This is a genomic window from Streptomyces sp. NBC_00005 (assembly GCF_045160215.1).
Taxonomy (GTDB): Bacteria; Actinomycetota; Actinomycetes; order Streptomycetales; family Streptomycetaceae; genus Streptomyces.
Genome location: NZ_CP108316.1, coordinates 10425166 through 10451995, shown reverse-complemented (window position 1 = coordinate 10451995; position 26830 = coordinate 10425166). Strand labels below are relative to the sequence as shown.

The following is a 26830-nucleotide window of genomic DNA, read 5'->3' as shown; positions in this document are numbered from 1 at the left end:
CAGGACCTCTCCCCATGCGTTTCGCCACGTACGAGTACCGCAACCGACGCCAGGTGGCCGTCGTCGCAGAGGACGGCACGCTCTACCCCCTGCCCGGCGTCAGCTCCCTGACCGGCCTGCTCGCCGAGGGCGGCGGCCTGCCCCAACTGCTCGACGCGGGCTCCGTGATGCTCGATGTCCCGGCCGGCCCACACGTCTCCGACGTACGACTGCTGCCCCCGCTCCAGCCGCCCACCGTGCGGGACTTCGTCACCTTCGAGGAGCACGTCGAGGGCGTACGGCGGTCCGTGGACGGAGCGGCCGGTGTGCCCGAACGGTGGTACGCGGCCCCGACGTTCTACTTCGCCAACCCCTACGCGGTGTACGGCCCGCACGACGACATCCCCATGCCCCCGGGGTCGAGCGTGCTCGACTTCGAACTCGAAGTCGCCGCCGTCATCGGCAAGGCGGGCCGCGACCTCACCCCCGAGCAGGCCCGCGACCACATCATCGGCTACACCGTCTTCAACGACTGGTCCGCCCGCGACCTGCAGTCCGCCGAGATGAAGGTGGGCCTCGGCCCCTGCAAGGGCAAGGACACCGCCACTACCCTGGGCCCATACCTGGTCACCGCCGACGAGCTGGACAAGCACCGCGACGCGGACGGTTTCCTGCACCTCGCGCTGACGGCGGAGATCAACGGCAAGGTCGTCGGCAAGGACCTGCTGTCCAACATGAGCTGGACCTTCGAGGAGATGGTCGCCTATGCCTCCCGCGGAACCTGGGTGCGCCCCGGCGACATCCTCGGCTCCGGCACCTGCGGCAACGGCGGCTGCCTGGCGGAGCTCTGGGGCGTACGAGGCAAGCGGGAGCCGGCACCGCTGAAGCCCGGCGACACGGTCACCCTCACCGTGGAGGGCATCGGCAGCGTCTCCAACACCGTGGTGGCCGGTCCTGATCCCGTGCCGGTCCCGGTCGCCCGAAGCCGCTCCAGGGAGAGGCCGTGACCAGCGATCTCCACCCGAAGCGGCTCCTGGGCAAGGTCGTCGTGGTCACAGGCGCGGCGAGCGGCCAGGGTGCGGCGGAGGCCGAGGCCCTGATCCGCGAGGGCGCCCGGGTGATCGCCACCGACGTGGCGCAGGCACCGGGTTGCCACCGCCTCGACGTCACGAGCGAGAAGGACTGGTCCGAACTCGCCGCTGAACTGCGGGAGTCGTACGGCCAGGTGCACGGTCTGGTCAACAACGCGGGCGTCACCTGGCGGGCCCGGATCGACGACGTACGTCCCGAGGACATGGCCCGAGTCCACGCGGTCAACGTCACCGGACCGCTCCTGGGCATCCAGCACCTGACGCCGCTGATGTGCCCGGGTACGTCGATCGTGAACGTCGGTTCGTCGGCGGCACTCACCGCCCATTACCCCGTCGCCTACACGACCAGCAAGTGGGCGCTGCGCGGCCTGTCGAGGACCGCCGCCATGGAACTGGGACCGCGCGGCATTCGCGTGAACACCATCCACCCCGGCTTCGTCGAGACCGACATGACCGCCTCCGCCTCGCCCGCGTTCCGGGAGGCGAACCTCAGCGAGACACCGCTCGGCCGCACCGGGACCGTCGACGACATCACGCCGCTCGTGGTGTTCCTGTTGTCCTCCGACGCGTCCTTCATCACGGGGGCGGAGATCCCGGTCGACGGCGGCCTCACCGCGCACGGCGGCACCAAGTCGATCTCGGACGCCCTACGCGCAGACGCCTGAACCAGCGACAACGCACACCAGAAAGGCCCTCGCTCCATGGATAAGGTCCGCGCGAACGCCGCGGAGGCGGTCGCCGACATCCCAGACGGCGCCTCGCTGGCCGTCGGCGGCTTCGGCCTCAGCGGCATCCCCGACGTACTCATCCAGGCCCTCCACGCCCAGGGCGCCACCGGCCTGGAGGTCGTGTCGAACAACTGCGGAGTCGACGGGCGCGGGCTGGGAGTCCTGCTGTCGGCGGGCCGGATCGCCCGCGTCACCGGCTCCTACGTCGGTGAGAACAAGGAGTTCGCCCGCCAGTACCTCTCCGGCGAACTGGAGGTGGAACTGGTGCCGCAGGGCACCCTGGCCGAGCGGCTGCGTGCGGGCGGCGCGGGCATTCCCGCCTTCTACACCCCTGCCGGTGTGGGCACCCAGGTCGCACACGGCGGCCTGCCCTGGCGTTACACGCCCGACGGCACGGTCGCCGTGGCCTCCCCGGCCAAGGAGACCCGCGACTTCGACGGCCGTACGTACGTGCTGGAGCACAGCATCAACACCGACTTCGCCCTCGTCCGGGCCTGGCGCGGCGACCGGCACGGAAACCTGGTCTTCCACAAGGCGTCCGCCAACTTCAACCCCCTCGCCGCCACGGCCGGGCGCGTGGCGGTCGCCGAGGTCGAAGAGCTCGTGGAACCGGGTGAGTTGAGACCCCAAGAGGTTCATGTGCCAGGCATCTTCGTCCAGCGACTGGTAGAGCTGACGGCAACTCAGGCCGCCGACAAGCACATCGAGAAAAGGACCGTACGATCGTGAGCTGGAACCGTGACCAGATGGCCGCCCGTGCCGCCGCCGAACTCACCGACGGCTCCTACGTCAACCTCGGCATCGGCCTGCCCACACTGATTCCCGGCCACCTCCCGCCGGACATCCATGTGGTCCTGCACTCCGAGAACGGCATCCTGGGCACCGGCCCGTATCCGTACGAGGACGAGGTCGACCCGGATCTGATCAACGCGGGCAAGGAGACGGTCACCGTCCTGCCCGGTGCCTCCGTCTTCGACTCGGCGCTGTCCTTCGGCATGATCCGGGGCGGGCACATCGACACCGCAGTGCTGGGCGCCATGCAGGTGTCGGCGGCCGGTGACCTGGCCAACTGGATGATCCCCGGCAAAATGGTCAAGGGCATGGGCGGGGCCATGGACCTGGTCCACGGCGCCGGACGCGTCATCGTGCTCATGGAGCACACCGCCAAGGACGGCAGCCCGAAGATCGTCAAGGAGTGCACCCTCCCGCTGACCGGTGAACGCTGCGTCCACCGGATCATCACCGACCTCGGCGTCCTCGATGTCACGCCGGAGGGCCTCGCACTCGTGGAATGCGGGCCGGGTGTGACCCCGGAGGACATCGCCGACCGCACCGACGCGCATCTGATCCGCAGACCATGAGCCGTGAACGCGTCGGGCGGGCGGGGACCGCGGTCCCCGCCCGCCCGACGTTTTCCGTCCGCTTCGGCGTGCCTACGCCATGGGCATGACCTTGTGCCAGGGTCCGTCTTCAAACATTGCATTGGCGGTAGATCTGCGGGTCGAACGCCGGTGGTCGCCCGCCGCGGCGGCCGCGGTTGTGCCTGTGTCGCTGCTGGTCGGTCTTCTCCGGGATGGTGTGCGCGATGCCGCGTCGGCGCAGGCAGGCGTGGAAGCCTCGGGAGCTGTAAGCCTTGTCCGCGATGACTTGGTCGGGCCTGCAGCGTGGTCGGCCCGGGCCCGTGCGCGGGACCCGGATGCGTTCCAGGAGGGGGCGTGCGCAGATGCTGTCGTGACGTTGGCCAGGTGTCACCAGGATCGCGAGAAGCCGCCCGCGACCGTCGCAGGCGAGGTGGATTTTGGTGGTCAGGCCTCCTCGGGATCGGCCGAGGGCGTGATCGTCCGGTTCATCCTGCCGCTGGCGCCCCCTTTTCGGCCGATGGCGGCGGCATCCTGGTGGGCGCGGACGATGGTGGAGTCGATCTGGACGAGCCAGTGGATGTCGCCGACCGCGTCCGCACCAGCTTGGATCTGCTGCAGGGCTGGGTGAATACGCCGTCCAGGGCATAACGGCGGAAGCGGGTGTAGACGGTCTGCCATGGGCCGTAGCGTTCCCGGCAGGTCACGCCAGGAGATCCCGGTCCGGATCTTGTAAACCATCCCGTTGATGACCTGCCGGTCCGGCACCCGCGGCCGGCCCGTCGCAGCCCGCGGTATCAGCGGAGCTGAGTAACTCCCACTCCTGATCGGTGAGTTCATGACGGCGTATCACCTCACCATGATCCACCACCCGATGATCTTTGAAGACGGACCCTAGACCCAATGCCGTTGCGTTACGGGTTTGCCGGTTGGGGTCGTTGAATGGTGATTGCTCGGGTGCCGGTTCGGGTGGGTTGGGGCCAGGTGTGGTGTTCGGCCCGTTTGAGCCGGTAGTTGGACATCTTGCGTTTGATGACGCGGGGCTGGCTGCGCAGGCGTCTGGCCGGCAGGAGTCGTTCGAGTAGGTCGTGCTGGAGCAGGACGAGCGTTCTGACCAGGAGGTCAGGGGGAAAAACTGCCCGGCGTGACGGTCACACTGCGTCGGGCGGAGCGCAGAGTTTCGGTGAAGGAAATCCGGTCGGGGTCCAGGCCCCGGGTCGCGGCCGTTCTCACCATCAGTTCGCGCAGGGCGTGGTGGACCAGCAGGTGTGCCCAGATCTGCTGCAGGGCGCCGTCGGGGGTTTTGCTGCTGAGGACGACGTGGGCTCCGCGTTGATGGGTCTTGATCTCGGCGAAGACGCTCTCTACTTCCCAGCGCTCCTGGTAGAGCGCGGCCAGCTGGCGGGCGGGATAGCGGCGGGCGTCGAGCAGGCTGGTCACCAGCCGGTAGCCCTCGGCAGCATGGCCGGTGCCGTTCAGCCGGTAGGCCATTACCCGCACGGTGACCGGGTCGGTGTGGGCCGGATCGGTGTGGGCGTGGATGCGCGAAAGCCAGGACCCGTCCCGCAACTGCCGCTCGACAGGCAGGACCCGGTTGGCGGGCACCCGCCACAGCAGCTGAGCGCCGGTGGCGGTGAAGGACCGCCACAACGGCACACCGAGGAACTCGCGGTCGGCCAGGACCAGTTGCCCGGGGCCGCAGGAACGGGGCAGACGGCTCACCAAGGTCACTTCCCCGGTGCGGCAGCCGGCGAGTTCGGCGTCCAGTACGAGGTGCGTGCCGACCTCCACCAGGCAGGCCATCCGCACCTGGGGAAAGGCGCTTTTGTCGTGGCCGCGGGTGTTTCCGGGGCGTGCGAAGGCAGCCTCATTGGCCGGGCTGTCGGCGACGTCCCAGCAGGTCCCGTCCACCGCCAGCAGCCGCAGTCCGCGCCAGAAGGCGCCCGGGGTGGCTTCGGTGCCCATCGGTTTCGCGGTCGTGGTGAACAGCACCCGCAGTGGTTCCGGGCCCAGCCGCTGCCGGGCCCGAAACAGCGACGACTTCGCCGGGACATGCCAGGTGCCCAGCAGGCGCAGGCCGCGCAGTCCCTCGACCAGATGCCGCATCACGTCCAGATACGGAGCGGGCGAGAACAGGGCCAGCCCCAGCACGAAATACACCACCAGCCGGGCCGGGAGCAGGCGCTTGCGTTGCTCCACACGACCACAGGCAGCCACCACCCGATCCACCAGACCTGGCGGATAGACCCAGGTCAGCAGGCCTAAACCCGATAACTCAGAGACGCTTGCAGCCACCCGAACCACCCCCGGGACCACTGAACTTCAGCGTACGCCCGCAAGCTAACGCAACGGCATTGACCCTAGACCTCTGCGCTCGGCGCAGTCGCCGGGATCTCGGGAGCGTGGGGGTAGGTGGCTGACCGGTGCTGGAAGGAGAGGATCTTCGGGTTCTGGACGACGCCGTCGCGGATCTCGATGGCCTTTCTGATCGTGACGTCGGTGTCCCAAGCCGCGGGGCCGCTCATGACCTTGCGCAGGTAGGGAAGGAGCGCTTCGCTGATTTCCCAGGTGGCGGAGTTCCACAGGTGGGACGGGCTGTGATCCACCGCGTAGTAGTGGCAGCCCGACCCCACTGAGGGCATGGGCTCGCCGAAGGTGGTCGGGCGGGCCCATGCGAAGCCCATGCCCTCGTCGCACGCGACGTCGATGAAGAAGGTTCCCGGCCGGAAGAGGGCCAGTTCCTCGTCGGTGACGAACATGAGCGGCGCGTCGGTGTCCTGCAGGACGCAGTTGACGATGACGTCGAACCCGGCCAGATACTCCGCCAGCGGCATGGAACCGGCCGCGGTGACGGCCCGCAGGCGCGACGGATCGTCGTCCTGCTCCTCGAAGTGGGCCATCACGACCGAGGGCATCGGCGAGGCCACCGCCGCGGCGGCGCGCTGGGTGAGCACCGTGACGTCCGTGACCCCCATGGCGCCCAGGCCGGTGACCGCCCCGCGCGCCGTGGCGCCGAAGCTGATGACCACCGCGCGCAGGCGGCGGCCGTAGTGGCCGGTCAGCCCGCCGAGCTGGAGGGCGTGCAGCACCGAGCAGTAGCCGGCGAGCTCGTTATTCTTGTGGAACACATGGACGCTGAAGGCGCCCGTGGAGGTCCAGTGGTTCATGGCTTCCCAGGCGATCAGGGTCAGCCGTCGGTCGATGCCGATCTGCGTCATCTTCTCGTCCTGCACGCAGTGCGGCCATCCCCACAGCACCTGGCCCTCGCGCAGCGCGGCGATATCGTCGTGCATCGGTTTGGGCAGCAGCACGACGTCGCACTCGGCGAGGAGTCGCTCGCGGGAGCGCAGACCGGCCACGAGTGGTCGCAGCGCGTCGTCGGCCACGCCGAACCGTCGGCCGTAGCCCTGTTCGAGGAAGATCCTCTCCCGTATGTCCGGGGCGATCCGGTCGAGGTGGCGGGGGTGCAACGGCAGTCGGAACTCGTTCTCCTTGTGGGAGGAGGCGAGTACTCCGAGGCTCATCAGGCTCATGTGGGGCGGCTCATTTCCGACCGGACGCGATGTGCTCCGGCCTTGCCGTTCCCCGAGGGCGACGCCGAAACGGCTGACGGCGTGCGAGGTGCGCTCGGTACCGCCACCGTACTCCGGTGCCGCCCGCTCAGCGCCCGCCGCTCGTTTGAGCTCGAAGGATCCACAGGGCCAGGTCAGGAGGACGTCTGAAAGACCTGTCAGCGGGCTGGTCCTGCGAGGCGGCGCACAAGGAGCAGGGCTATGGAGAGTTAGATGGCGTTCTCCGAGCAGGCGCGCAGGTACTCGTAGTCCTTCGACAGCCATGCGGAGCTGAGCCGAACTCGTGCCCCCAGGCGCCTCCCCCGCCGGGGCCCGTCCCGCTCCGACGGGCCGTCAGGCATCAGAACGTTCGGCCACTTCAGGTGACATGAAGCGGCGAGTGGCCACGAAGGCAGAGTGGTGGGCCGGGGCATTCTCATCCGGCCGTCCGCCATGGGCCTTACCGGCCTTACCAGGGCACGGTTTGGCCCGAGCGGTCCAGATACGCCAGGCCGGTAGTGCCCAGTCGGGACAGCAGGACGTCCACCAACAGCGGGACGCTCTCCTCGATGGTGAACGGTGCGTCCGGCCCCCCGAGTGCGGTGCGAATCCAGCCTGGCGCCAGGAGGACAAAGGCGCGCTGCGTCTCGGCCTGCCGGGCCGCGAAGCTGCGCATGAACATGTTCAATGCCGCTTTGCTTCCCCGGTAGACCTCTCGGCCTGCGGTCGTGTTGTTCGTGATGCTGCCTTGCCCCGACGACATCGCTCCGATGAGTCCGGTGGGAGAAACGAGGTCTTGGAGCGCTTCGATACCGCGTATGGGACCAAGGGCGTTGGTGATCATCACTTCGATGAAATCGGCCGTCGGAACCGCGCCGATGGGTGTCTGCTCGTTGCTCGTGATGCCTGCGTTGACAAAGAGCAGGTCGAGTTGGCGTTGCGCGAGACGCTTGTGCAGGGGTGCCAGGTGGTCGGGCTCGTTGATGTCGAGATGCTCGACGGTGACGCGCCCATCAGCTCGGTCTGCGAGATCATGCAGGGGCGTTCGGGCAGTGGTGTCGCGGATTGTGCCGATGACGTTCCAACCCCTGTCGAGGAATTCGGCCGCCATCGCGTGACCGAGGCCGCGCGAGGCCCCGATGATCAAAGCGGTCGGCGCGTTCTGGTCTGTGGCAGTCGATGACATACAGCGTCATCTCCGTTCTTTGCGTGGTGAGTTCATCTCGTGCGTCCGTCACCGAGTCCCCGGGGCCGCGTCGGTCGGTGCTTCCGCTGTGGCTCTTCGCATGTGCGTGGCAAGTCTGTCCGCCGTGCTGTTGCCGGGGCGAGTCGAAGGAACCCTTTTGTAGAATTCCCCCATGACAGATGCACCAGTGTCTGAATCCGTCACTGTGCAGCCCGATGATGTGCGAATCATTCGGGCTCTGCAGATCGCTCCGCGGGCATCTTTCGCTTCGATGGCGGTAGCGCTCAGCCTCACCGAAAGTGCCGTCAATCGCCGGTATCGGCGCCTGCGCGCCGATGGCGTCATCCGCGTCGCCGGCGTGGTCAACCCGGGGGCGCTGGGACAGAGCAGGTGGCTGGTGCGGCTGCGCTGCCGCCCCGGCAGCGTCGCAGCGATCGCTGACGCACTCGCCAAACGCGACGACGTCAACTGGGTAGCCCTGAGCGCAGCGGGCTGCGAGATCACCTGCGCGACCCAGTCACGGACTCGACAACAGCGCGAGGACCTCCTCGGCCAACGGCTCCCGCGCACTGCGGCGGTGCTCGACATCAACGCCTTCGCCATGCTGCGTCAGTTCATGGGAGGCCGCGGCCACTACTGGGCCGCCCTGGAAGGCACGCTGACCCCGCAGCAGGAAGCCATGCTCGGGAGCGACGGTTCCCCTTTCACTGAGTCCCCGGTCGTCGCACGCGATCCTGTGCATCTCACCGATGAGGACGAGACGATTCTCCTCACTCTCGCCGCAGACGGTCGCGCCAGTCTCGTCGACCTCGCCGCGGCGGCGGATTCCACGCCAGGGCGCGTATCACGCCGCCTCAACACCCTGCTCCTGCACCGCGTCCTCCACATCGATGTCGAGATCGCCGCAGCCGCTCTGGGCTACCACGCTCGGGCGAACCTGTGGCTGCGCGTGCATCCGTCGGCAGTGAAGAAGGTCGGACGCACACTTGCGCAGCAACCCGAGATCGCCTTCGCCGCAGCCGTGTCCGGTCCCTACAACATCCACACTGTCGCGCACTGCCGGGACCTGGACGAACTATTCGAATTCACCTCGGATCGCATCGGCTCTCTGGCCGGCCTGCAAAGTATGGAGGTCTCACCCGTGCTGCAGCACGTAAAGCAGGCCGGCACACTGCTGTCCGGCGATCGGCTCGTCGACACACCACATACTCGAGCGTGACCTGATGGAGGCCACCGCCAGGAAGTCGTAGGTCCGGCGTGTCCTCAACAGCTCCGACCAGAGCACCCTCGGCAGTCTCCTCTGGCAGGTATCGCCAAGGCGAGCCGGTGCGTGCCCGTCACCAGATGCCGTCGAACACCTGACGACGGTCCCGGGGCGGAAGCCCCATAGCAGGTATCGGCGGCAACAGCGGCTCCGGCCGCCCCCACTGTTGGTCTGTCGGATCGCCACGAGCCACGCCGAGGTCGTTCCACGACCTTGAGCAACCTTTCAAACAGACCCCAATGCCGGACACGGACAACGAACTTGCCGGTGCCGCGGTCGTGCTCAATGTCGTCGTGGGCCCGCGGCACCGGCTCCAGGCCGCCGTGGACACGGTCCACGGGCAAGGCCAGTCGGGCAGGCCGCAACCGCGTCGAGGATCTCCTGTAAGGCCTCCCGAGGCAGGTCGCCGGCGTCGCTGAAGTAGCCCGCCAGGCGCACCCCCTTCGGCAGATACTCGTTCGCGGAGAAGTCCCGCACCGTCCACTGGTTGGAGTGGCTGCCGAAGCAGGCCGTGCCGTGCGGGTGGTCGACACCGTGCTCCTTCAGCAAAGCGAGGCGTCCGGCCTGCCGGGTGGCGGACAGTACCGTAGCGCCGCGCCAGGCGGCCAACGCGGCGGCTGCCAGGCCCACCGAGGAGGTGCCGCCGCGGATCAGCATGGACTGACCGGGCCTCATGTCCAGGCCGACGGTGAGCGAGCCGTAGGCGGTCTGCACCATCTCCGGCAGGGCGCCCAGCACCTCCCGGGGCAGGTCGGTATCGACGGGGATGACCTGGGACAGCCGCACCGACGTGTACTCGGCACAGCCGCCGTCGTAAGTGCGCCCCATGTCCCCCATCATTGCGACGACCTTCTGCCCGAGAGTCAGCCCGCTGCCGGCCGGGGCCCCGTCGACGGTGCCGACCGCCTCGATACCCGGCACCCGGCACCCGGCACCCGGCACCCGGCACCCGAGGAAAGGCCACGCCCACGCTCACTCCCGGCCGGAGTTTCAGTTCCGAGCGGTTGAGGCCGAACGCCTCGACGCGGATGCGCACCCAGCCGTCCCTCTCGGGCAAGAGCGGGAGCGTGGAACGCCGATGCCGATGCCGATGCCGACGGCACAATCCGGCAGCTACTTCCGCGCCCCGGCTAGCGATTGACGGACTGCATCCCCGCCTCGTCATACCGCTCACCCGATGCCTCCGGCAGCTCCGCGTCGATGCGTGCCAGGTCGTCCTTGGTCAGCGCGATGTCGACCGCGGCAGCGTTCTGCTCCAGGTAGGTGCGGCGCTTGGTGCCCGGGATCGGCACTAGGTCCTCACCCTGGGCCAGCACCCACGCGATGGCCAGCTGGGCCGGGGTCACGTCCTTCTCGGCGGCAATCTCCTTGACCTTTGCGGCCAGCCGCAGGTTCGCCTCCAGGTTGGTGTCCTTGAAGCGCGGGTTCTCGCGGCGCCAGTCGTTCGCGTCCAGCTCGTCCGGCGAAGTGAACCGCCCGGCGAGGAAACCGCGGCCCAGCGGCGAGTACGGGACGAAGCCGATGCCCAGCTCCCGGCAGGCCGGCAGCACCTCGGCCTCCACGTCCCGCGACCACAGCGAGTACTCGCTCTGCACCGCGGTGATCGGGTGCACGGCGTGGGCGCGCCGGATGGTCTCCGCGCTCGCCTCGCTCAGCCCGATGTACCGCACCTTGCCCTCGGCGACCAGTTCGCCCAGCGCGCCGACCGTCTCCTCGATGGGCACGTTCGGGTCGACGCGGTGCTGGTAGTACAGGTCGACGTGGTCGGTCCCCAGACGCTCCAGGGAGCCGTGGACCGAGCTTCGGACGTGCTCGGCCGAACCGTCCTGTGGGCCGACCGTGCTGATGTCGCCGGGTACGGCGTCGTCCATCCGGTAGTTGAACTTCGTCGCGATCACGTACTCGTCGCGATGCCCCCGGATGGCCTCGCCGATGAGCGACTCGTTGGTGAGCGGCCCGTACATCTGCGCGGTGTCGAGGAAGTTCATGCCGAGGTCGAGGGCGCGCCGGATGGTGGCGATCCCCTCCTCCTGGTCGGTGGATCCGTAGAAGGCGGACATGCCCATGCACCCGAGGCCGATGGCCGATACCTGGAGGTCCCGCAGACTGCGCTTCTGCATGCTGTGTCCCAGCCTTTCCTGCACACTCGTTCGTTGTTGGGCGGCACCAAGCCCCTCATCCATCTGGCGATGGATTCCGCCCTCCGGCATCCCGTGGTGCACCGGATGGCGGGGGCCTCGTTCGCCACGGTGTCTGCGACGCTACGACCTGGAGTGCACTCGAAGGCAAGCCAGCCGTGCAGGCAGGCCAGCAGCTCGAACAGGTCGTTCTGGGGCCGTCTCAACAGCAGGGCAGGAACGTCTCAAAGCCGTGCGGCCAGGCAGGTCGGAGCCCTGATGCACCTCTTTCGCCATCGGCAGGCACCGGGAAACATGCCTACCTCAGCCAGTACACCGCCCGCGTCACGGCTCCGTCGTCTCGGATTCGAGCGACGCTCGGGTCGCCGTGCCGTAGACGCCCGACTCGTCCTGGAGGATGACGCGGGTGAACTGGTAGCCACGGACCGCGCTCTCCACCTGGCGATCGTAGTCGCCGTCCGCGCCGCCGTCGTAGTAGCCCACCTGTCGCAGCCGCAACTGGAGTTCGACGACCTCGGGTCCCTTGTCGCCGTAGCGGAGGGCAGGGGCACGGCCGCCCGATTCGCTCGGCGCGGGGGCGCCTGTGGCAGTGGCGGTGGCGCTGGGTGCATTTCCGCTCGGTCCGTTGGCGCCGGGCGCGCTGACCTGGCCGCCGCTCGAAGTCGTGCTCGGTGAGGATGTCGAAGTCGCGGACGACTGCGCCGCCGACGCCGTACGGGACGGGTCCCCCGACGACGGATGGTTCCCCGACGGCCGCTCCTCCGACAGGCCCGCCCGGACGCCACCGGGCACGGACTCGTTCCGCGAAGGGCTGTCGTACCAGAAGAAGCCCCCGATGATTCCGCCCGTCACCAGGACGGCCACGGCGGCTCCCGCGGTGATGGCCAGCAGGACTCGGGCCGGTCGCCGACGGTTCGGGGCGTCATCGGGCGGGAGTTGCGGGGGCAGCTCATCGAGGGATGAGGGGACCGGTCCGTCTTCGTCGGCGGGCGTAGGTCCGTCGCCGCCCAATTCCCCTGAGTTGTCCGGCTGTTGTGACTCCTCGGCGTCCTTCGAAACGCCGACGGTTTCGGCAGGGTGCGTCCGCCCGGCCTCGTTCTTGGCCGCAGCAGCCTCCAGAGACGCGGAGTTGACGTCGATCTCGACGAACGGCCGTATGCGCACCGGGTCGAAGTCCTCCGCGGCCGCCGCCTCCGCCGTACGTGTCTCGCGGTGGATGTCGGATGCTCGGCGGGCACAGGAGCAGGTCGGTGTGCCGTCCGCTGCTCGGGGTTTGCCGCACTCCGGGCAGTTGGAGCCTGCCGGTTCACTCACACGTGTTCCCTCTCCATACAGACTCCAGATCCTAGACAGGTTCCCCACACAGGATCTTCATCGCCCCTGGCATTCGGAACTGGGACGTCCGGAGGGCGAGAAGCCGCCATTGCGTGAAGGACGAAGTGGGCCTGCGGCCCTCGCCGTTGTGCCACCGCAGCGACTGCAGAAGTCCCTGCCGATGGCTGGACACGGGGCGGTCACGCACCTTGCGCACGTCAGGACTGCAGGGGCGACCGTCCGCCCGAATACATTCCTTTGGCCCGATCTCGCCCATGGGTCATGGTGGGGCGGGGTTCCAGCAGAGGACGTGCGCCCTGACGAGGCGCTATGCAGAACACATCACCGCGGAGTCACCGAGCCGGCAGCCCGGAGGGGCGAAATGCCGTGTCGCTCAAGCCGTCCCAGCGACTGCCGCGAGGCCCGCGGCTGCGGCGCCGGTTCCCAGTACCCCTGCGACGCGCGCCAGCAGATCCGGCAGCTGATCGCGCGCCGTGGCCGCCTTGGCGTCCCGGTGGTCGGGGCTCTGCATGATCTCCGCGTACGCCCCGAACGAAGCCGTGTCGACGAACAGCCACCCGTCAGTGGATCTCGGTTTTCGCTCTGCGCGACCGCAGCGGCGCAGAGCGGCTCGAGGCGGTGGTGCCGCCTGCCGCTGCGCGGGCCGCGGCGTCCGGGAGGGTGAAGGCGAAGACGGAGGTCGCCGCCGCGACGGCGGCCAGGGCCAGGTAGGCGTGTTGGTAGGCGGCGACGGGTGGGTTCGGGGCAGCGTCCGCCGGGGTGTTCAGGACCAGAGCCGTGATCACCATGGCCGGCGCCAGGGCACTTCCGGTCTGGCGTACGACGGTGTTGAGCGTGGAGGCCTGGGCCAGGTCCTGTCGGGCGACGGTGGCGAGCGAGGCCACGGTCGTCGGCATGAAGACACCGCCCATGGCCACGCCGAGCAGGAACATGTAGGCGCGGAAGGTCCACAGGCTCGTGTGCTCGTCGCAGGTGGCGAAAAGAAGCATGACCAGGCTGACGCCTGCCAGGCCGCAGCCGATGATGACGCGGGGGCCGACGCGGGCGTAGAGGATCCCGGCGATCTGGACGGTCAGCAGGACGCCGAAGGCTTCGGGAAAGGTGCTGGTGCCGGATTCCAGGGCGGTGCGGCCCTGTCCCTGCTGGAGGAAGAGGGGGCCGAGGAACATCGCGCCGAGCATGGGCACCAGACCGACCAGGTTGATCAGGTTGGTGTCCCGGAACAGTCGATTCGCGAACAGGCGCAGTTTCAGGAGCGGTTCGGCAGTACGCAGTTGGTGGGTGACGGCTGCGGCGAGCAGGACCGTACCGAGGGCCAGGGCCGTGACCACGGCGGTGGAGGACCAGCCGCGGTTGGGACCCTCGCAGACGGCGAACATCGTGGTCCCCAGAGCCGCCGCGCACAGCAGCAGGCCCGCCACGTCGAATCGGGGCGGCCGATGGCCGCGGTGCGCGGCCAGGAACAGCGCTCCGAACAGCACGGCGGGAAGGCCCACCGGCACATTGACGTAGAACACCCAGCGCCAGGACAGGTGATCCACCAGCAGGCCACCGAGGATGGGTGCGGCAGCCGGGGCGATCTGCTGCGGGATGATCATGTAGCGGGATATGCGCACCTGTTCGGCGGAGCTGAAGGTGGCGTAGAGCAGGCCGGCCGAGGCCGGGAAGAGCACACCGGCGGACAGCCCCTGGACCGCGCGGAAGGCGACGAGCTGGGCCAGGCCGGCGGCCGCGCCGCACAGCAGTGACGAGCCGAGGAAGGCGGCGAGTGCGACAAGCAGGACGCGCTTGCCGCCGAAGCGTTGGACCAGCCAGGCGGAGGCCGGGATGGCCATGGCCAGGCAGACCGGGTACACCACGACCACCCCGTCCAGGGCGGCTGTCGTCAGCCGGAACTGGTCGGCGATCGAGGGAAGCGCCACCGTGGTGATCGCTCCGTCGACGATCGCGATGAACGTCACGCTGACGCACATCACGGGGACGACCAGGCGCTGGCGGAGGTGGAAGGAGCGGAAAGGGAGGACGGACAGGCGGGGACGGCGAGGCCGACGGAGGAACGACAACACATGCTGAGCATACTCACTATGTGAGTGCTCATAGAATTGGGTTTTCGGTGGAACGGGGAGCGGTATGGCAGTGCAAGGCAGCAGCGACATCCTGGTCGACGAGCTCTACGAGACGACCCACCAACTGCGCAATTTCGTCGAGGCCCGGCTGCGGACCAGCGGGGCCTCCGTCGCCCGACTGCGCACCATGCGGATGCTCGCACGGGCCGAAAAGCCGCTGCGTATGCGGGACTTGAGCGAGATGACAGGTGTCGCGGCGCGGACCACGACCAGCATCGTCGACAGCCTCGAACGCGACGGCCTGGCCGAGCGCGTGCGTCACCCGCACGACCGCCGTGCGTTCCTGCTGCGCCTGACCGACAAGGGTCTGCAGTGCCATCGCGAGGCCGAAGCGATCGACCGCCTCGCGCTCGCCGAGGCAACAGCCGGGCTCGGCGAGGAGGACCGCGAACAGCTGCGGACCCTCCTGGCCCGTATCCGCACCGCCACGTCCTGACGGCGGCGCCTACAGCTTCGACCAACCAGGCGTCAGCGCCGACGGCGCGGCACGGACCAGCCGCTGCCGACGCCGGCCACGTGCAGGGCCAACGCAGTGAGGCCGAGCAGCATCACGTTGGTCGAGGTGAAGGTGTCGTTCGTCGAGATGTCCGCCGCATTGATCAGGAAGGCGAGGAAGAAGAGGATCGCCGAGATGATCGCCAGCATGAGGTCCGTCCCTTCGGGCGGCCGAGGTCCTCGTACCGCGTGCAGTCCGGATGCCCCCAACTCCCCGGGTCACACACCGCCTGTCACGGACGCGCCTGTTTCTGGCTGGGTGAAGTCAGGCGTCCGTGATGGCCGCCGTCACCGCTGTCCGGCGCATGCGCCTTTCCAGGACACACGTCAGGACGCACGTATCGACACGCGGATCGGGTGATTGAAGAACACTGTCAGCTGTTCAGTCGGTCTCGGTCGCTCTCCCCCACTGGCGGCGCGCCGGGCCGGACCGGGCAAGACCCTCTCCACGGCGAGCAAGCTCACCGATCAGGCGTCGGAGCTACGAGGTCGGCCCGGTCGATGCGGCTCCGGTGCTTTCCTCGCCAGACATGCAGACCCTCAGCAATGAGACGTTTCCACCTTCAAAAGCGCTGGTCAGTAGGGCTGATGCGAGTCGGGGGCGGGGTGATCGTCTGCCGCGTCGAGCCATCGGCTCATCTCCGCGTTCGTCGGGAGGAGGGTGCGCAGGAGGGTGGTGGCGTAATTCGCGTTCAGACGGAGCTTGGTGAGTGCGCGCCAGTTCTTCGGGTCGGCGAAGCCGTGCTCGTTCGCCGCGCGTTCCCGGCTGCCGGCCGGTTCGCTTGCTTGTCGGCGCCGGCCAACGGCTTGTTCCGCGACGCCTGCCTTGCCGCGCACCTCGGTCGGCCGTGTCGCGCGGGGACGGTCAGCGGGAGGTGAGGGGGGTTTCGGACTCGACGCGGGTGAGCTTTTCGGGGTTGCGGACGTAGTAGAGGCCGGTGACGCGGGCGTTCTCCACGTGGAAGGCCAGCACGCCGTCGATCACGCCGTCCACGCGCAGGAGGAGTCCGGGGTTGCCGTTGACCGTCGTGGACTCACTGGTGAAGGTGCCGCCGGCCTTGTCGACGCTGCCTGCCATGTACCGGAGCACCTTGTCGGCGCCGACGACCGGCCGCAAGGCCGCCAGCCTGAACCCGCCGCCGTCGCTGACGAAAACAACGTCCGGGGCGAGTACGTCGAGCAGCCCCTGCAGGTCCCCGGTCTCGAGCGCGGACTGGAACGAATTCAACGCTGCCCGGGTTTCCTCCGGGGAAACCGATGTGCGCGGCCGGCGGGCGTCGACGTGCCGCCGGGCACGGTAGGAGATCTGGCGTGCGGCGGCGGGGCTCTTGTCGATCGCGGCCGCGATGTCGTCGTAGCCGATGTCGAAGACCTCGCGCAGCACGAAGACGGCGCGTTCGGTCGGCGAGAGGGTTTCGAGGATGAACATGAGCGCCAGCGACAGGTTCTCGGACAGTTCGACGTCCTCGGCCACGTCCGGCGCGGTGAGCAGGGGCTCGGGCAGCCAAGGGCCGACGTAGGCTTCCTTGCGCCGTTTGAGGGTGCGTAGCCGGTTGAGTGCTTGCCGGGTCGTGATCCGTACCAGGTAGGCGCGCTGGTCCTGCACCTGCTCCAGATCGACCTTGACCCACCGCAGCCAGGCCTCCTGGAGGACGTCCTCGGCGTCCGCCGCCGATCCGAGCATCTCGTACGCGACGGTGAACAGCAGGTCGCGGTGGGCGACGAAGGCCTCGGTCGCCGGGTCGGTGACGTGGTCGTTCATGTCGTGCGCTTCACTTTCTCGTGGTTGGCCCCATGTGCCGGAAGCAGGCCGTAAAGCACATGTACCCGGTCCGATGCCGGGGTTGTCGGCAGCAGCCTCCCCACTGATCAGGCCACGTGGGGCAGGAGGTTGGTGGGATGGCGCCCCGGCGACCCGGCCATGGCATACGGGACCGCGGCGTTGGGTGCTTGTCACTCCGGCTCGGTCCTTGTTGGGCCGGACCGGTCGGTCCGGCCCAACAAAGGGATTTGGTGGCTACTAGGCCACGCGTCGGGTGTCGGGCGGCGTCGTGGGGAGTTCCGACTGAGGCGCTTCCACGCGGTCGGTGTTGTCGCTGTGGGATCCGCGGGAACTGGCCTTGCGTGCCCCGGACACCAACTTGTTGAGGGTGAACCGGCAGGCGATCTCCTTGACGCCGGCACCGGTCCGCCCGCTGATGTGAAGCGCGTTCACCTTGTCGTTCGGGTAGGAGAACTGGGTGACGCCCTCGTTTCGGCCGAGGCTGAGGCACTGCCCGGCGAAGAACATCCGGACGGGAGAGGGTGTTTTCCCCGCGATCCGCCGCAGGATCGTGTCGGCGGCCGCCGGGCCCAGCTGCACGGCTGCCTGGCAGCTCTTCCGGAACGGGTGGTCCGGCATCACCCCCGCGTCCCCGGCAGCGACGATGCGCACATCGTCCACGCTGGTCAGCGTCGCTTCGGTGACCAGACGGCCTTCGGTGTCGGTGCGCAGCCCGCTGCGGGCGGCCAGGTCCGGGACACGGAATCCCGCGGTCCAGATCGTCACAGCGCTGGGCAGCTCGCGGCCCTCGTCGAGCTGTACGGCGTCCTGTGTCACTTCCGTCACCCGCGCGTGGGGACCTTCGAGGACGGTCACACCCAGCTTGGCGAGCCGGCGGGCGACCGGGCGGCGGCCCCGGGCATGCAGGGAGGGGCCGAGCGCGTCACCGCAGACCAGAGTGACCTTGCGACCCGCTTCCGCCAGCTCGGCGGCGGTCTCCAGGCCCGTCGGACCGGCCCCGACCACGGTCACAGCAGCCGTCGCGGGCGTCGCATCCAGCGCCGACCGCAGTCGCTCCGCCCCCTCGAAGTCCGACACCCAATAGGCGAACTCTGCCGCTCCGGGCACGCCGGGATCGGCGGCGCCGCTACCCACCGCGTAGACGAGGTAGTCGTAGGAGACCGTGCCACCGCCCGCCAGCGACACCTGGCGCTCGGCAGCGTCGATCCGGGTTGCGGTGTCGACCACCAGCCGGACGTTCCCGCCCATGACCTTCCCGAAGCCCTCGGTCGCGTCATCGGACCCGGTCACGAGCTGGTGCAGACGGATTCGCTCGACGAAGTGGGGACGCGGATTGACCAGGGTCACCGACACGCCATCGCGCCGAGCCAGCCTGTTGGCCGCCGTCACGCCCCCGTACCCGCCGCCGATCACGACTACCTGGACGTTCCCGTTCATCATGTCTCCCTGGTGTTTTATGGACTCGGCATGGAGACACCAGCCGCGCATCCGGCGTAACAACCCGCAGATGAGACGTAGCCCACATCGGACGCATCGGAGACGCCGCCTCTTCCGCCGCGAGCGGCGTGACGCGGCCCTGACGTCGGTAAGGTCGGGCGACCGGCGGACAGGCCGGACTGGTGCCCTTACCTCCGGAGACGGGGTGTCGATGCGGCTGTATCCAGGCGAGACCCAGGCCGTTGGCTGGCGGGTAGTGACCGTGCTCGACGCCGTCCGGCAACTGCGCGATGCATCACCCGACGTCACCGGACGTCCGCGGGTGATCGCGATCGACGGCCGGGGCGGCGCCGGCAAAACGACCCTGGCCGAGCGGCTGCGCAAGGCGGTGCCAATTCCGCCATCCTGCACACCGACGACATCGCCTGGAACCACGCCTACTTCGACTGGGGCGCCGTGCTCGTCGAGAACATCCTGCAACCCCTGCACCGGGGTGAGGCGGTGGACTTCCGTCCCGATGCCTGGATCGCCCACGACCGGCCCGGATCGATCACCATTCCCGCCGATCCCGCCCTCATCTGGGTCGAGGGCACCGGCGTCATCCGCGAAGAGCTTGCCCCCTGGTTGGACGCCTCGGTGTGGATGCAAGGCGACCTCGATGAGCAAGAACGCCTGTTGGCCGTCCGCGACGGTGACTCCCCCGAGCAGCGGGAGCACGTGGCGAAGTGGCTGCTGGAGGAAGTGCCGTTCATGTTGCGAGAAAAGCCGTGGGCCCGGGCCACCATGATCGTCTCCGGCCCCCCACACATCGACCACAACCCCGACACCGAGATGGTCGTCGCCCCGCCGACCAGCCCATAGGCCGGCCGACCCACCGGCAGAACGCGGGTGAGCGGCATGCCGCCGCTTCGGCCGCGCGTCCAGATCAGTCCATCACCATCACACGTACCGGCATCATCCCCGCATGAATGATCATGAAGATGGGCGGCAGTTGGCACCTACAGATCTGCTGGGCGAACAAACCCGTAGGCGCGCTCGACCTTGGCCACGTGGAGCGCGAACGAGGCGTACCAGTGCTCGCGTCCGTGCGCACGGGCCAGGACGTGCTCTGCGTGCTCCCGCCAAGCGGCAATCGAGTCCTCGTCCCTCCAGTACGACACCGTGATCCCCAGGCCGTCCGCACCGCGAGCGGAATCGACACCGAGGAATCCCGGCTGGTCGGCAGCCAGTTTCATCATCCTCTCGTCGCTCTCCGCATAGCCGTTGTCACCGGGAGTCCGCACCGCGGTGAACACCACGGCGTAGTAGGGCGGAGCGGGCAGCGACGCGGGCGCAGGATCGGTCACGTTCACGGAGGTCCTCCTACAGACGACACCGGCAGCTTCGCCTCAGACGATCTCGCGCACCCACCTGAGCTCACAACACTGCTATCCGGCCAGTGACTCACGCTCCTAGCTCCGTGCACTATCGGCGCGCGATGATGCTGCCGGCCTCGGCCAACGGGAACCGGGTGCCGGTGATCGCCCAGCTTGTGCAGGCCGCCGATGACACGGTCCGGGACGTGATCCACCGGTTCGACAAGAACGGCCCGTCCTGTCTGAACCCTCTGTGGGCGGGAGGCCGTCCCCGCCAACTCAGCCCTGACGACGAGGACTTCGTCATCCAGACGGCCACCACCCCCAGGCATTCACCGGCGGCCTTGCCTTCAAAGTGGCAGAAGAGACATCGAGGAAGGTAAGCAGGCGACTGACCTGCGGTGACGTACCGAGAGCAGGTATGCAACGGGCTCGGGACCTCTATCGGAGGACGGGGACGTAAGCCGACATGTCACAGACGGGGGTCCCCGATGCGTCTTCTGGAGTGGATACGAAGAACACCCGGCCGCTGAGCCCCGTTCGGACATCCCAGGAGGTAGACATGCATCTGTTCGGTCTCGCCATGGCAGGTCACGACGTCGACACGGCCGTAACACTGCTCGCGGAAGACGTCGAGTTCCGCAGCCCCGTCGTATTCACGCCCTATCGCGGGCGCGACGCCGTCGCACCGCTCCTGTACGCCGTCGCGGACGTCCTTCAGGACTTCCGCTACACCCGGGAGATCGGCTCGCCGGACGGACGAGACCTGGCGCTCGTCTTCCAGGCGTCCGCCGGAGACAAGAAGGTCGAGGGATGCGACTTCCTCCACCTCGACAATTCCGGTCTGATCGACGAACTGTTCGTCATGATCCGCCCCATGTCCGGCGCGCACGCACTGGCCGAGGCGATGAAGGCACGGCTCGAAGCAGCGAGCAGTGGCCGACGGCCCACCTGATGGGTGGCGCGCTCGGATGACGCGGCTGATGTGCTCACCGCACCGATCAACGCGCGCGTGCTGGGCACGCCCGCCACGCGGAGCCTCGAGCTGGAGTCCGCAGACTTGAAGGCGGCAAGTGAGGCATGGCGCGGGTGTCCTTTGCCGAACCTCCGTCGTGTCGGGTGTCACGTTCGGTGCCGCTGTCGCGTCCCGATGGAGAACGTGGATTCCAGGGAGGTCGTGATGAACGTTGCACTGTGGGTGGGACAGGCGCTGCTGGCGGTGGTCTTCGTGTATTCGGGGGCACTCAAGGTGTCCCAGTCGAGGGAGAAGCTCCTTGAGATGGGGCAGACGGGGGTGGCTGTGTTCCCGGTGCCGTTGCTCCGGTTCGTCGCGTCCTGCGAGCTGCTCGGCGCGGTCGGCGTCATCGTGCCGTGGCTGACGGACACCGCGCCGGTGCTCACGCCGCTCGCCGCGGCGGGATTCGTGGTGATCATGGTCGGCGCCATTGCGGCACATGCCCGGCTCCACGAGCCGCGCAACGTCGCGGCCACCTCGTTCGTTCTGGTCGTCGCGGCGGCTGTCGCCGTCGGCCGGCTTCCGGGAATGTGACCGTGATCGATTCCAGCTCCGATGTCGAGGAGTATCAGCGGCTCCGTCCGTTGCTGTTCTCGATCGCGTACAGGATGACCGGCAGCGTCGCCGACGCCGAGGACATCGTGTCCGAGGCGTTCCTCCGACTGCACCGGGCCCACGCCGACGGCACCGTGATCGAGTCGCTGAAGTCGTACCTGTCGACCGTCGTGTCGCGGCTGAGCATCAGCCATCTCCGGTTGGCCCGGGTCCGCAGGGAGCGATATTTCGGTACGTGGCTTCCTGAGCCCGTCGTGGCCGAGGAGAGTTCTGCGACGGATCTGTCGGACTCGCTCTCGCTGGCGTTCCTGGTCGTGCTGGAGAACCTGACTCCCGTCGAACGCGCGGTGTTCCTGTTGCACGACGTGTTCGACTTCGAGTACGCGTCCATCGCCGAGGTCGTCGGGAAGAGCGAGGTCAACTGCCGTCAGATCGCGGCGCGTGCGCGGCGGCGCGTCAACACGCGGCGGCCGCGCTTCGAGGCACCGCTCGCGAAACGCGCGACACTCGCCGAACGCTTCTTCGCAGCCGTTGAGACCGGTGATCTCGAAGGCCTGGTCGACATGCTGGCCGCGGATGTCGTGACATATGGCGACGGCGGCGGCCGCGGCCCGTCGTTGCCGAAGCCCGTGTACGGACGCGAGAAGGTCCTGCGTCTGCTCGCGGCGTTGAGCACAGTGCTGCAGCGCTTCGGCCTCCATCTCGAACGCGCGACAGTGAACGCCCAGCCCGGCGTGCTCGTACGCGACGCGTCGGGCGCTCTCCTGGACGTCCTGTCCGTGGACGTGGTCGGCGGCAGGGTGCAGACCATCCACTCGATCCTCAATCCGGACAAGCTCGGCCACCTGGGACCGCTGGCCGGACCCGACCATCCGCTCCGCCGCAGTACGCACCGGACGCGACACGAGTAGCACGCGGTGTGTCACAGACCGCCCGGTGACTGCGTCTCAGAGCCGAGAGTGTTACCGGGAAGCGGAGGTTCGTCATGACGCACAAGGTGCTGGTGCTGGGCGCCGGATACGCGGGTCTGGTGGCAGCGAAACGGCTCGCCCGGCAGGTGCGCGGCGATGAGGTGTCGGTGACCTTGGTGACGGCCTTTCCGGACTTCGTCGAGCGTCCACGGCTGCACCAGTTGGCGACGGGGCAGGCGATCGAACGTGTGCCCGTCGCGAGATACCTGCGGAAGACGTCGGTGGGTCTGGTGGTGGGGTCGGTCGTCGGAATCGACCTCGGAAAGCGGACCGTGACGACGGTCCCGGACGGCGAGTCCCGCGTCATGCCCTACGACACGCTGGTCTACGCCTTGGGGAGCAACATCGACGTTGCGGGAGTGCCCGGAGTCGCCACGCATGCGTGGAGTCTCGTCGGCACCGACGTGGCGGCCCAGGTGTGCGCACGCCTGCGTGTCCTCGCGCGACGGAAGGGCCGGGTCGCCGTCTGCGGCGGCGGACTGACCGGAATCGAGATCGCCGCCGAAGTCGCCGAGTGCTTCCCGGCCCTACAGGTGACGCTGGTCAGCGGCGCTCGGCCGGGCGCATGGTTGTCGCCGAAGGCTCAGGCGTACCTCACGCGGACCTTCGGGGCGTTGGGCGTGACGGTCCGCACCGGTGCCCGTGTCCAGGAGGTGCACGCGGACGAGCTGGCGCTCGACGACGGTGACCGCGTCCCGTTCGACCTGTGCCTGTGGGCCGGCGGGTTCCGGGTCCCCGCGCTCGCCCGGGTCAGCGGCCTCGCGGTCACCAGCCAGGATCGGGCCCGGGTGGACGGCACCCTGGAGTCGGTGTCCCATCCGGGTGTCTACGTGATCGGTGACGCCGCGGCCGTCACCGGTGCGTGGGGGTCCGAGCTCGCGATGGGCTGCCGGAGCGGTGGCTTCACCGGGCCCACGGCCGCCGACGTCATCGCCGCGCGGCTGACCGGCCGGGAACCACGGCGGTTCCGTTACCGCTATGTCCACGAGTGCATCAGCCTGGGGCGACGACACGGACTGATCCAGTTCCTCAACGCCGACCAGTCACCGAAACCCGTCGTCCTCACCGGACGCAAGGCCATCGCGTACAAGAACGCCACCCTCAACGGCGCCAAGACGTTGTTCCGCCACCCGGGTCCCGCCCTCGTGCGCCGTCGGCACCTCACTTCCGAGACCGGCATGGCACACACCGGCAGGGCACAGGCCTGACGGTCAGGTTTGGAAGCAAGACACGACCGGAACTTCCTAGCGCGCCACTCGGTAGCGGAGGTAAACAACTCTTGAGCTGAAGATGCGGGACTCGACGAGTTCGAGATCCACCCGGCGCTCGCGCCGGGGAAAGAACGGAATGCCACCGCCGACCAGCACCGGGTAGACCCTGGCCCGGTACTCGTCGATCAGACCCAACACGGCCACCTCGGCGGCGAGAGTCGCTCCGCTACGTCGACTTCTTTGATGCGAGCCAGGACGACAAGGTATGGAGCATCCGTCCCGGTGGCAGCAGCTCGGACGCCACTTCGTTCACGGACGAGCGTTACGTCTGTATCCGCTGAGACCCCGTCTGCTCCGGGACGAACGCCTCGGTGACCGCACCACGACGTGCTTTTGGGCGCACGGCGGTGCGCACCAGCTCGCCCGAAAACCGGAACAGGTGTCTGACGCCGTGCCGTTGGGTGCAGGTCGCCCGTCTGCGGGCCCTCGGCTCGTGGTCGGGATCCTTGTGCCGGCCGCCGCATTCGGCCACTGCCGCTCCGGGTGGGGGTGAAGGTTGCGCAGCCCGAACTCATCCGGGCAGAAAACGACTTTGTGAACGTTACTTCGGCGATCTTCGCTATGGGTATGCCGAGGGCGGACAGCAGCACCCTCTGTGCCCGCCGCCAGGTCGCCACCGACCCGGTGCCTCTGCGGATGATCGGCAGCAGGCGCCTGACCTCGTCATCGTCGATCAACGTTCGCATTGTCTCGACGGAGTCCGCATCGGTAGTCGAGCCGTCGTCATGTGCCACTGGATCTCGCCCACGACCGGCCAAGGCCGGAGTCACGGTAGATATCGACATCAACAGCCGGCCGGCTACGACCTCGAAGGTCCGCGATCAGCCATGGGTGCCCAGGCCGTCGCGATCAAGTGTTGCTCGGATCTGGCTGAGCCACTCCGTGCCCAGCCGGCGCCCGTTCGGGAGTTGGTCGCCTCGCTCCCAGCGCCACGTTGTGATCATCGCCAGCACGAGGATCCGGCACTCGCGCAGCAAGTCCTGATGGACACCCGGATAGTGCTCGCTGACTTCTTCGGGCGCATGGGCGAGGTCGAATTCGACGGGCCCACGGCAACATGTCTCAAGGTCGATGAACAGCAGCCCGTTCTTCGTGGTGAGCACGTTGCCCGGGTGCGGCTCGCCGTGCAGCAGCTGCTCGGCGCCACCGCGCTCGCCTATCACGCGTCGCAGGCTTCGCAGCGTGTCGCCGAGCAGCTCCCGGTCCGCGTCGGCGAGCGCCGGAGTGCGGTCGCGGTTCGCCACGAGCTGTTGGGCCTGCTCGACTCGATCCGTGAAGTGCGGCGTCGGGACATCGAGCTTGCGCATGCCGGCATGCAGCCGCTCGAGCGCATTGGCGTAGTCGGCTGGTGAGACCTCTTGAGGTGTCAAGGGTTGGTAGTAGGTCCATAGCGTGACCACGAAGCCATCACGCTCATAGACGCGTGGCTCAACTCGAGGTTCGAGAGCAGCCACAGGGCACCCGGATTCAGCGAGTTGCTGAGCAAGCTCGACTTCGAACTGTGCGACCTGATGCGCTTCAGGTGCCACCCGGGCCAGGACGTCACAAGGCAGCAGACGCAGAGTCAGCTTGTTCGAGTCATGAAGAACGATCGCGTCGTCGCTGGTCAGGCCAAGTGATGAGGCGATCGACATGGCCGCAGCCACCGCACGCGGGACCTCTGACGCGTGCATCCTCGCCTGGCCCCTCTCGCTTGAGCGCTGACATGACTCTCCAAGCGGTGAACCTGCGCACCATACCAAGTTGTCGCTAGAGAGCCGCGGGTGGCGACGGATCGGAGTGCTGTTGCCAGTCGCTGCGCAGGGCCTGGCAGCAGGCGTTGGGGATCAGCAGCAGGACCGCTGGGGCAATCCTGAGAAGCCCGCGTCCCTTTCATCCGGGTCATCGCGCCTCCACCGGCGTCCAGGAATAGCCGCGGGCCCGGCCCGCGTTGCCACGACCATGTCGACGAATGCGCCACGGCCCGAGGTACTGCGATACACCGCTTTCTCCAGCGCCCCGGACGGCGGAAACCCCGCCGGCGTCGTTCTGGATGCCACCGCCCTGGACGACAGTGACATGCTGGCCATCGCCGCCGACCTCGGATACTCGGAGTCCGCGTTCCTGACCGCACCCCCGGAGGGCCTTGGCGGCCAGGAGAGGCGGGCGTACAGCATCCGGTACTTCAGCCCCAAGGCAGAAGTGCCGTTCTGCGGGCACGCCACCGTCGCCGCGGCCGTCGCACTCGCCGAGCGCATCGGCCCCGGGGAACTGGTCTTCGCGACGCGCGCCGGCACCGTACCGGTGGAGGTGACCGAGACGAACGGGACGGTCCGGGCCACGCTCACCAGCGTCGAACCGCACATCAAGGAAATCACCGACGCGGACCTCGCCGAGGCACTCGCCGCACTCGACTGGCCGCACGCCGATCTCGATCCGACCTTCCCACCCCGGATCGCGTTCGCAGGCGCCCGTCACCTCATCCTCGCGGCGGCGACGCGCACTCGCCTCGCGGACCTCGCGTACGACTTCACGCGCCTCGAAGCTTTGATGCACCAACTCGACCTCACCACCGTCCAGTTGGTGTGGCGGGAGTCGGCCACCGTCTTCCACGTCCGTGACCCGTTCCCCGTCGGCGGCGTCGTCGAGGACCCGGCGACCGGCGCCGCGGCCGCCGCGTTCGGCGCGTACGCGCGGGAACTCGGCCTGGTCCCCGCAGACGCCGTCCTCACCCTGCACCAGGGCGAGGATCTGGGCCGACCCGGCGAACTCACGGTGACGCTGCGCGCGGGTGACCCGCACATCCGTGTAAGCGGCGCAGGAGTTCGCATCAGTTAATGGCCCAGCCATGACGACAGGGCAACTACCCAATGCCGTGGGCGGTGTCTTCCCAGGCAATCTTCGGTGGGCTGCCTCGGGCCTGGAGGGTCGGCGGTAATTGTCGTCGTCGTAGCCGCGCTCGGCGAACAGCCGACCTGTTCTGCGGGAACGTCCCGCCGGCTCGCGCCCTTGCACGCCAGGTGAACGGTGCCCCGCAGCGCAGCACGGTCATCCGCAGGCAGCCGCCGGGATGCCGATACCGCCTCGGCGGACGGACGGGCAGCAACGGCGTCGCCCGTTCTCACAGATCATCAGGCACCAGTCGGCAGGCACGCGACGAATCGTGTCCGCTCGACACCCAACTGCCGAGCTCCACAACGCAGTTCATGGGGA

Annotated in this window: 28 protein-coding genes and 4 pseudogenes; 13 read left to right on the top strand and 19 right to left on the bottom strand. The window is 68.3% G+C overall.

Annotation, left to right across the window (positions count from 1 at the left end; translation table 11 throughout):
- The first annotated feature begins 14 nt into the window (after nt 1-14).
- From OG303_RS47750 to OG303_RS47735, 4 genes are read left to right on the top strand one after another with little or no spacing between them, the layout of a single operon-like run.
- Entirely contained in the window at nt 15-986 is a 972-nt protein-coding gene (locus OG303_RS47750; protein WP_405876310.1) for a fumarylacetoacetate hydrolase family protein, read from the top strand.
- Nucleotides 983-1735 (top strand): SDR family NAD(P)-dependent oxidoreductase, encoded by a 753-nt coding sequence (locus OG303_RS47745; protein ID WP_405876309.1) that lies wholly within the window; start codon nt 983-985, stop codon nt 1733-1735. Before OG303_RS47750 ends, OG303_RS47745 begins: the two co-directional genes overlap by 4 nt.
- Before the next feature lie 36 nt (nt 1736-1771).
- Complete coding sequence (locus OG303_RS47740) at nt 1772-2527, top strand: CoA transferase subunit A (RefSeq protein WP_405876308.1); 756 nt, start codon at nt 1772-1774, stop codon at nt 2525-2527.
- Nucleotides 2524-3159 carry a CoA transferase subunit B gene (locus OG303_RS47735; protein WP_405876307.1) on the top strand — a complete coding sequence of 212 codons (636 nt, stop codon included), beginning with the start codon at nt 2524-2526 and terminating at the stop codon, nt 3157-3159. The genes OG303_RS47740 and OG303_RS47735 overlap by 4 nt, the downstream gene beginning before the upstream one ends.
- Before the next feature lie 109 nt (nt 3160-3268).
- Here OG303_RS47735 and OG303_RS47730 read toward each other — a convergent pair whose 3' ends face one another.
- The 6 genes and pseudogenes from OG303_RS47730 to OG303_RS47705 all read right to left on the bottom strand — a co-directional run bounded on the left by OG303_RS47730 (nt 3269) and on the right by OG303_RS47705 (nt 7893).
- Nucleotides 3269-3595, bottom strand: coding sequence for a transposase (locus OG303_RS47730; protein WP_405877839.1), 327 nt, complete (start codon nt 3593-3595; stop codon nt 3269-3271).
- Between the two features lie 8 nt (nt 3596-3603).
- Nucleotides 3604-3837, bottom strand: a complete 234-nt coding sequence (locus OG303_RS47725) for a hypothetical protein (protein WP_405877915.1) — start codon at nt 3835-3837, stop codon at nt 3604-3606.
- 18 nt (nt 3838-3855) lie between these two features.
- Nucleotides 3856-3996: pseudogene (locus tag OG303_RS47720) on the bottom strand (transposase); the annotation flags it as partial.
- A gap of 282 nt (nt 3997-4278) precedes the next feature.
- The gene (locus tag OG303_RS47715; RefSeq protein WP_405868176.1) at nt 4279-5451 is read right to left on the bottom strand and encodes an IS4 family transposase; all 1173 of its coding nucleotides are present in this window, start codon (nt 5449-5451) and stop codon (nt 4279-4281) included.
- Between the two features lie 65 nt (nt 5452-5516).
- Complete coding sequence (locus tag OG303_RS47710; protein ID WP_405876306.1) at nt 5517-6689, bottom strand: N(5)-(carboxyethyl)ornithine synthase; 1173 nt, start codon at nt 6687-6689, stop codon at nt 5517-5519.
- Between the two features lie 487 nt (nt 6690-7176).
- A complete protein-coding gene (locus OG303_RS47705) occupies nt 7177-7893 on the bottom strand; it encodes an SDR family NAD(P)-dependent oxidoreductase (RefSeq protein WP_405876305.1) in 717 nt (238 codons plus the stop codon).
- A 172-nt stretch (nt 7894-8065) separates the two neighbouring features.
- On the opposite strand from OG303_RS47705, the gene OG303_RS47700 reads away from it, so the two are divergent.
- Complete coding sequence (locus OG303_RS47700; protein ID WP_405876304.1) at nt 8066-9112, top strand: Lrp/AsnC family transcriptional regulator; 1047 nt, start codon at nt 8066-8068, stop codon at nt 9110-9112.
- A 327-nt stretch (nt 9113-9439) separates the two neighbouring features.
- On the opposite strand, the gene OG303_RS47695 is transcribed toward OG303_RS47700, so the two are convergent.
- From OG303_RS47695 to OG303_RS47675, 5 genes are all read right to left on the bottom strand, one after another.
- Nucleotides 9440-10078 (bottom strand): hypothetical protein, encoded by a 639-nt coding sequence (locus OG303_RS47695; RefSeq protein ID WP_405876303.1) that lies wholly within the window; start codon nt 10076-10078, stop codon nt 9440-9442.
- A gap of 209 nt (nt 10079-10287) precedes the next feature.
- The gene (locus tag OG303_RS47690; RefSeq protein ID WP_405876302.1) at nt 10288-11277 is read right to left on the bottom strand and encodes an aldo/keto reductase; all 990 of its coding nucleotides are present in this window, start codon (nt 11275-11277) and stop codon (nt 10288-10290) included.
- A gap of 342 nt (nt 11278-11619) precedes the next feature.
- The gene (locus OG303_RS47685; protein ID WP_405876301.1) at nt 11620-12609 is read right to left on the bottom strand and encodes a peptidoglycan-binding protein; all 990 of its coding nucleotides are present in this window, start codon (nt 12607-12609) and stop codon (nt 11620-11622) included.
- Nucleotides 12610-13003: 394 nt separating this feature from the next.
- Complete coding sequence (locus tag OG303_RS47680; protein WP_405876300.1) at nt 13004-13141, bottom strand: hypothetical protein; 138 nt, start codon at nt 13139-13141, stop codon at nt 13004-13006.
- A 49-nt stretch (nt 13142-13190) separates the two neighbouring features.
- Nucleotides 13191-14603 (bottom strand): DHA2 family efflux MFS transporter permease subunit, encoded by a 1413-nt coding sequence (locus OG303_RS47675; RefSeq protein WP_405877836.1) that lies wholly within the window; start codon nt 14601-14603, stop codon nt 13191-13193.
- A 157-nt stretch (nt 14604-14760) separates the two neighbouring features.
- Between OG303_RS47675 and OG303_RS47670 the strand changes: the two genes are divergently transcribed.
- Nucleotides 14761-15192, top strand: coding sequence for a MarR family winged helix-turn-helix transcriptional regulator (locus tag OG303_RS47670; RefSeq protein WP_405876299.1), 432 nt, complete (start codon nt 14761-14763; stop codon nt 15190-15192).
- A gap of 32 nt (nt 15193-15224) precedes the next feature.
- Here the strand turns inward: OG303_RS47670 and OG303_RS47665 are convergent, their stop codons facing one another.
- The 4 genes from OG303_RS47665 to OG303_RS47650 form a co-directional block, all read right to left on the bottom strand.
- Nucleotides 15225-15401, bottom strand: coding sequence for a hypothetical protein (locus tag OG303_RS47665; RefSeq protein WP_405876298.1), 177 nt, complete (start codon nt 15399-15401; stop codon nt 15225-15227).
- A gap of 426 nt (nt 15402-15827) precedes the next feature.
- Complete coding sequence (locus OG303_RS47660) at nt 15828-16088, bottom strand: hypothetical protein (RefSeq protein ID WP_405876297.1); 261 nt, start codon at nt 16086-16088, stop codon at nt 15828-15830.
- A gap of 28 nt (nt 16089-16116) precedes the next feature.
- The gene (locus OG303_RS47655) at nt 16117-17013 is read right to left on the bottom strand and encodes an RNA polymerase sigma-70 factor (RefSeq protein WP_405876296.1); all 897 of its coding nucleotides are present in this window, start codon (nt 17011-17013) and stop codon (nt 16117-16119) included.
- A gap of 258 nt (nt 17014-17271) precedes the next feature.
- Nucleotides 17272-18471 (bottom strand): NAD(P)/FAD-dependent oxidoreductase, encoded by a 1200-nt coding sequence (locus tag OG303_RS47650; protein WP_405876295.1) that lies wholly within the window; start codon nt 18469-18471, stop codon nt 17272-17274.
- Between the two features lie 456 nt (nt 18472-18927).
- Between OG303_RS47650 and OG303_RS47645 the strand changes: the two genes are divergently transcribed.
- Nucleotides 18928-19332 carry a hypothetical protein gene (locus OG303_RS47645; protein ID WP_405876294.1) on the top strand — a complete coding sequence of 135 codons (405 nt, stop codon included), beginning with the start codon at nt 18928-18930 and terminating at the stop codon, nt 19330-19332.
- A 137-nt stretch (nt 19333-19469) separates the two neighbouring features.
- On the opposite strand, the gene OG303_RS47640 is transcribed toward OG303_RS47645, so the two are convergent.
- Nucleotides 19470-19823, bottom strand: a complete 354-nt coding sequence (locus OG303_RS47640) for an antibiotic biosynthesis monooxygenase family protein (RefSeq protein WP_405876293.1) — start codon at nt 19821-19823, stop codon at nt 19470-19472.
- A 101-nt stretch (nt 19824-19924) separates the two neighbouring features.
- Here OG303_RS47640 and OG303_RS47635 point away from each other — a divergent pair.
- The 5 genes and pseudogenes from OG303_RS47635 to OG303_RS47615 form a co-directional block, all read left to right on the top strand.
- A pseudogene (locus OG303_RS47635) lies at nt 19925-20149 on the top strand (transposase); the annotation flags it as partial.
- Between the two features lie 239 nt (nt 20150-20388).
- Nucleotides 20389-20781 carry a nuclear transport factor 2 family protein gene (locus OG303_RS47630; RefSeq protein ID WP_405876292.1) on the top strand — a complete coding sequence of 131 codons (393 nt, stop codon included), beginning with the start codon at nt 20389-20391 and terminating at the stop codon, nt 20779-20781.
- A gap of 225 nt (nt 20782-21006) precedes the next feature.
- Complete coding sequence (locus OG303_RS47625; protein ID WP_405876291.1) at nt 21007-21375, top strand: DoxX family protein; 369 nt, start codon at nt 21007-21009, stop codon at nt 21373-21375.
- A 2-nt stretch (nt 21376-21377) separates the two neighbouring features.
- A complete protein-coding gene (locus OG303_RS47620; protein WP_405876290.1) occupies nt 21378-22307 on the top strand; it encodes an RNA polymerase sigma-70 factor in 930 nt (309 codons plus the stop codon).
- A gap of 74 nt (nt 22308-22381) precedes the next feature.
- Nucleotides 22382-23575: an NAD(P)/FAD-dependent oxidoreductase gene (locus OG303_RS47615; protein ID WP_405876289.1), complete on the top strand. Its 1194-nt coding sequence runs from the start codon at nt 22382-22384 to the stop codon at nt 23573-23575.
- A 36-nt stretch (nt 23576-23611) separates the two neighbouring features.
- Here the strand turns inward: OG303_RS47615 and OG303_RS47610 are convergent.
- The 3 genes and pseudogenes from OG303_RS47610 to OG303_RS47600 all read right to left on the bottom strand — a co-directional run.
- Nucleotides 23612-23803, bottom strand: a pseudogene (locus OG303_RS47610) (dihydrofolate reductase family protein); the annotation flags it as partial.
- Between the two features lie 208 nt (nt 23804-24011).
- A pseudogene (locus OG303_RS47605) lies at nt 24012-24324 on the bottom strand (hypothetical protein); the annotation flags it as partial.
- Nucleotides 24325-24459: 135 nt separating this feature from the next.
- Entirely contained in the window at nt 24460-25311 is an 852-nt protein-coding gene (locus tag OG303_RS47600) for a phosphotransferase enzyme family protein (protein WP_405876288.1), read from the bottom strand.
- Between the two features lie 268 nt (nt 25312-25579).
- Between OG303_RS47600 and OG303_RS47595 the strand changes: the two genes are divergently transcribed.
- Nucleotides 25580-26455: a PhzF family phenazine biosynthesis protein gene (locus OG303_RS47595; protein WP_405876287.1), complete on the top strand. Its 876-nt coding sequence runs from the start codon at nt 25580-25582 to the stop codon at nt 26453-26455.
- The last annotated feature ends 375 nt before the right edge of the window (nt 26456-26830 follow it).

Excerpts from the sequence above, each read along its gene's own strand:
- OG303_RS47650 (WP_405876295.1), bottom strand. The coding sequence starts at position 18,471 with ATGAACGGGAACGTCCAGGTAGTCGTGATCGGCGGCGGGTACGGGGGC.
- OG303_RS47675 (WP_405877836.1), bottom strand. The coding sequence starts at position 14,603 with ATGTGCGTCAGCGTGACGTTCATCGCGATCGTCGACGGAGCGATCACC.
- OG303_RS47655 (WP_405876296.1), bottom strand. The coding sequence starts at position 17,013 with ATGAACGACCACGTCACCGACCCGGCGACCGAGGCCTTCGTCGCCCAC.
- OG303_RS47710 (WP_405876306.1), bottom strand. The coding sequence starts at position 6,689 with ATGAGCCTGATGAGCCTCGGAGTACTCGCCTCCTCCCACAAGGAGAAC.
- OG303_RS47740 (WP_405876308.1), top strand. The coding sequence starts at position 1,772 with ATGGATAAGGTCCGCGCGAACGCCGCGGAGGCGGTCGCCGACATCCCA.
- OG303_RS47600 (WP_405876288.1), bottom strand. The coding sequence starts at position 25,311 with ATGCACGCGTCAGAGGTCCCGCGTGCGGTGGCTGCGGCCATGTCGATC.
- OG303_RS47630 (WP_405876292.1), top strand. The coding sequence starts at position 20,389 with ATGCATCTGTTCGGTCTCGCCATGGCAGGTCACGACGTCGACACGGCC.
- OG303_RS47705 (WP_405876305.1), bottom strand. The coding sequence starts at position 7,893 with ATGTCATCGACTGCCACAGACCAGAACGCGCCGACCGCTTTGATCATC.
- OG303_RS47595 (WP_405876287.1), top strand. The coding sequence starts at position 25,580 with ATGTCGACGAATGCGCCACGGCCCGAGGTACTGCGATACACCGCTTTC.
- OG303_RS47690 (WP_405876302.1), bottom strand. The coding sequence starts at position 11,277 with ATGCAGAAGCGCAGTCTGCGGGACCTCCAGGTATCGGCCATCGGCCTC.
- OG303_RS47680 (WP_405876300.1), bottom strand. The coding sequence starts at position 13,141 with ATGCAGAGCCCCGACCACCGGGACGCCAAGGCGGCCACGGCGCGCGAT.
- OG303_RS47750 (WP_405876310.1), top strand. The coding sequence starts at position 15 with ATGCGTTTCGCCACGTACGAGTACCGCAACCGACGCCAGGTGGCCGTC.
- OG303_RS47725 (WP_405877915.1), bottom strand. The coding sequence starts at position 3,837 with ATGGCAGACCGTCTACACCCGCTTCCGCCGTTATGCCCTGGACGGCGT.
- OG303_RS47700 (WP_405876304.1), top strand. The coding sequence starts at position 8,066 with ATGACAGATGCACCAGTGTCTGAATCCGTCACTGTGCAGCCCGATGAT.
- OG303_RS47615 (WP_405876289.1), top strand. The coding sequence starts at position 22,382 with ATGACGCACAAGGTGCTGGTGCTGGGCGCCGGATACGCGGGTCTGGTG.
- OG303_RS47625 (WP_405876291.1), top strand. The coding sequence starts at position 21,007 with ATGAACGTTGCACTGTGGGTGGGACAGGCGCTGCTGGCGGTGGTCTTC.
- OG303_RS47665 (WP_405876298.1), bottom strand. The coding sequence starts at position 15,401 with ATGCTGGCGATCATCTCGGCGATCCTCTTCTTCCTCGCCTTCCTGATC.
- OG303_RS47670 (WP_405876299.1), top strand. The coding sequence starts at position 14,761 with ATGGCAGTGCAAGGCAGCAGCGACATCCTGGTCGACGAGCTCTACGAG.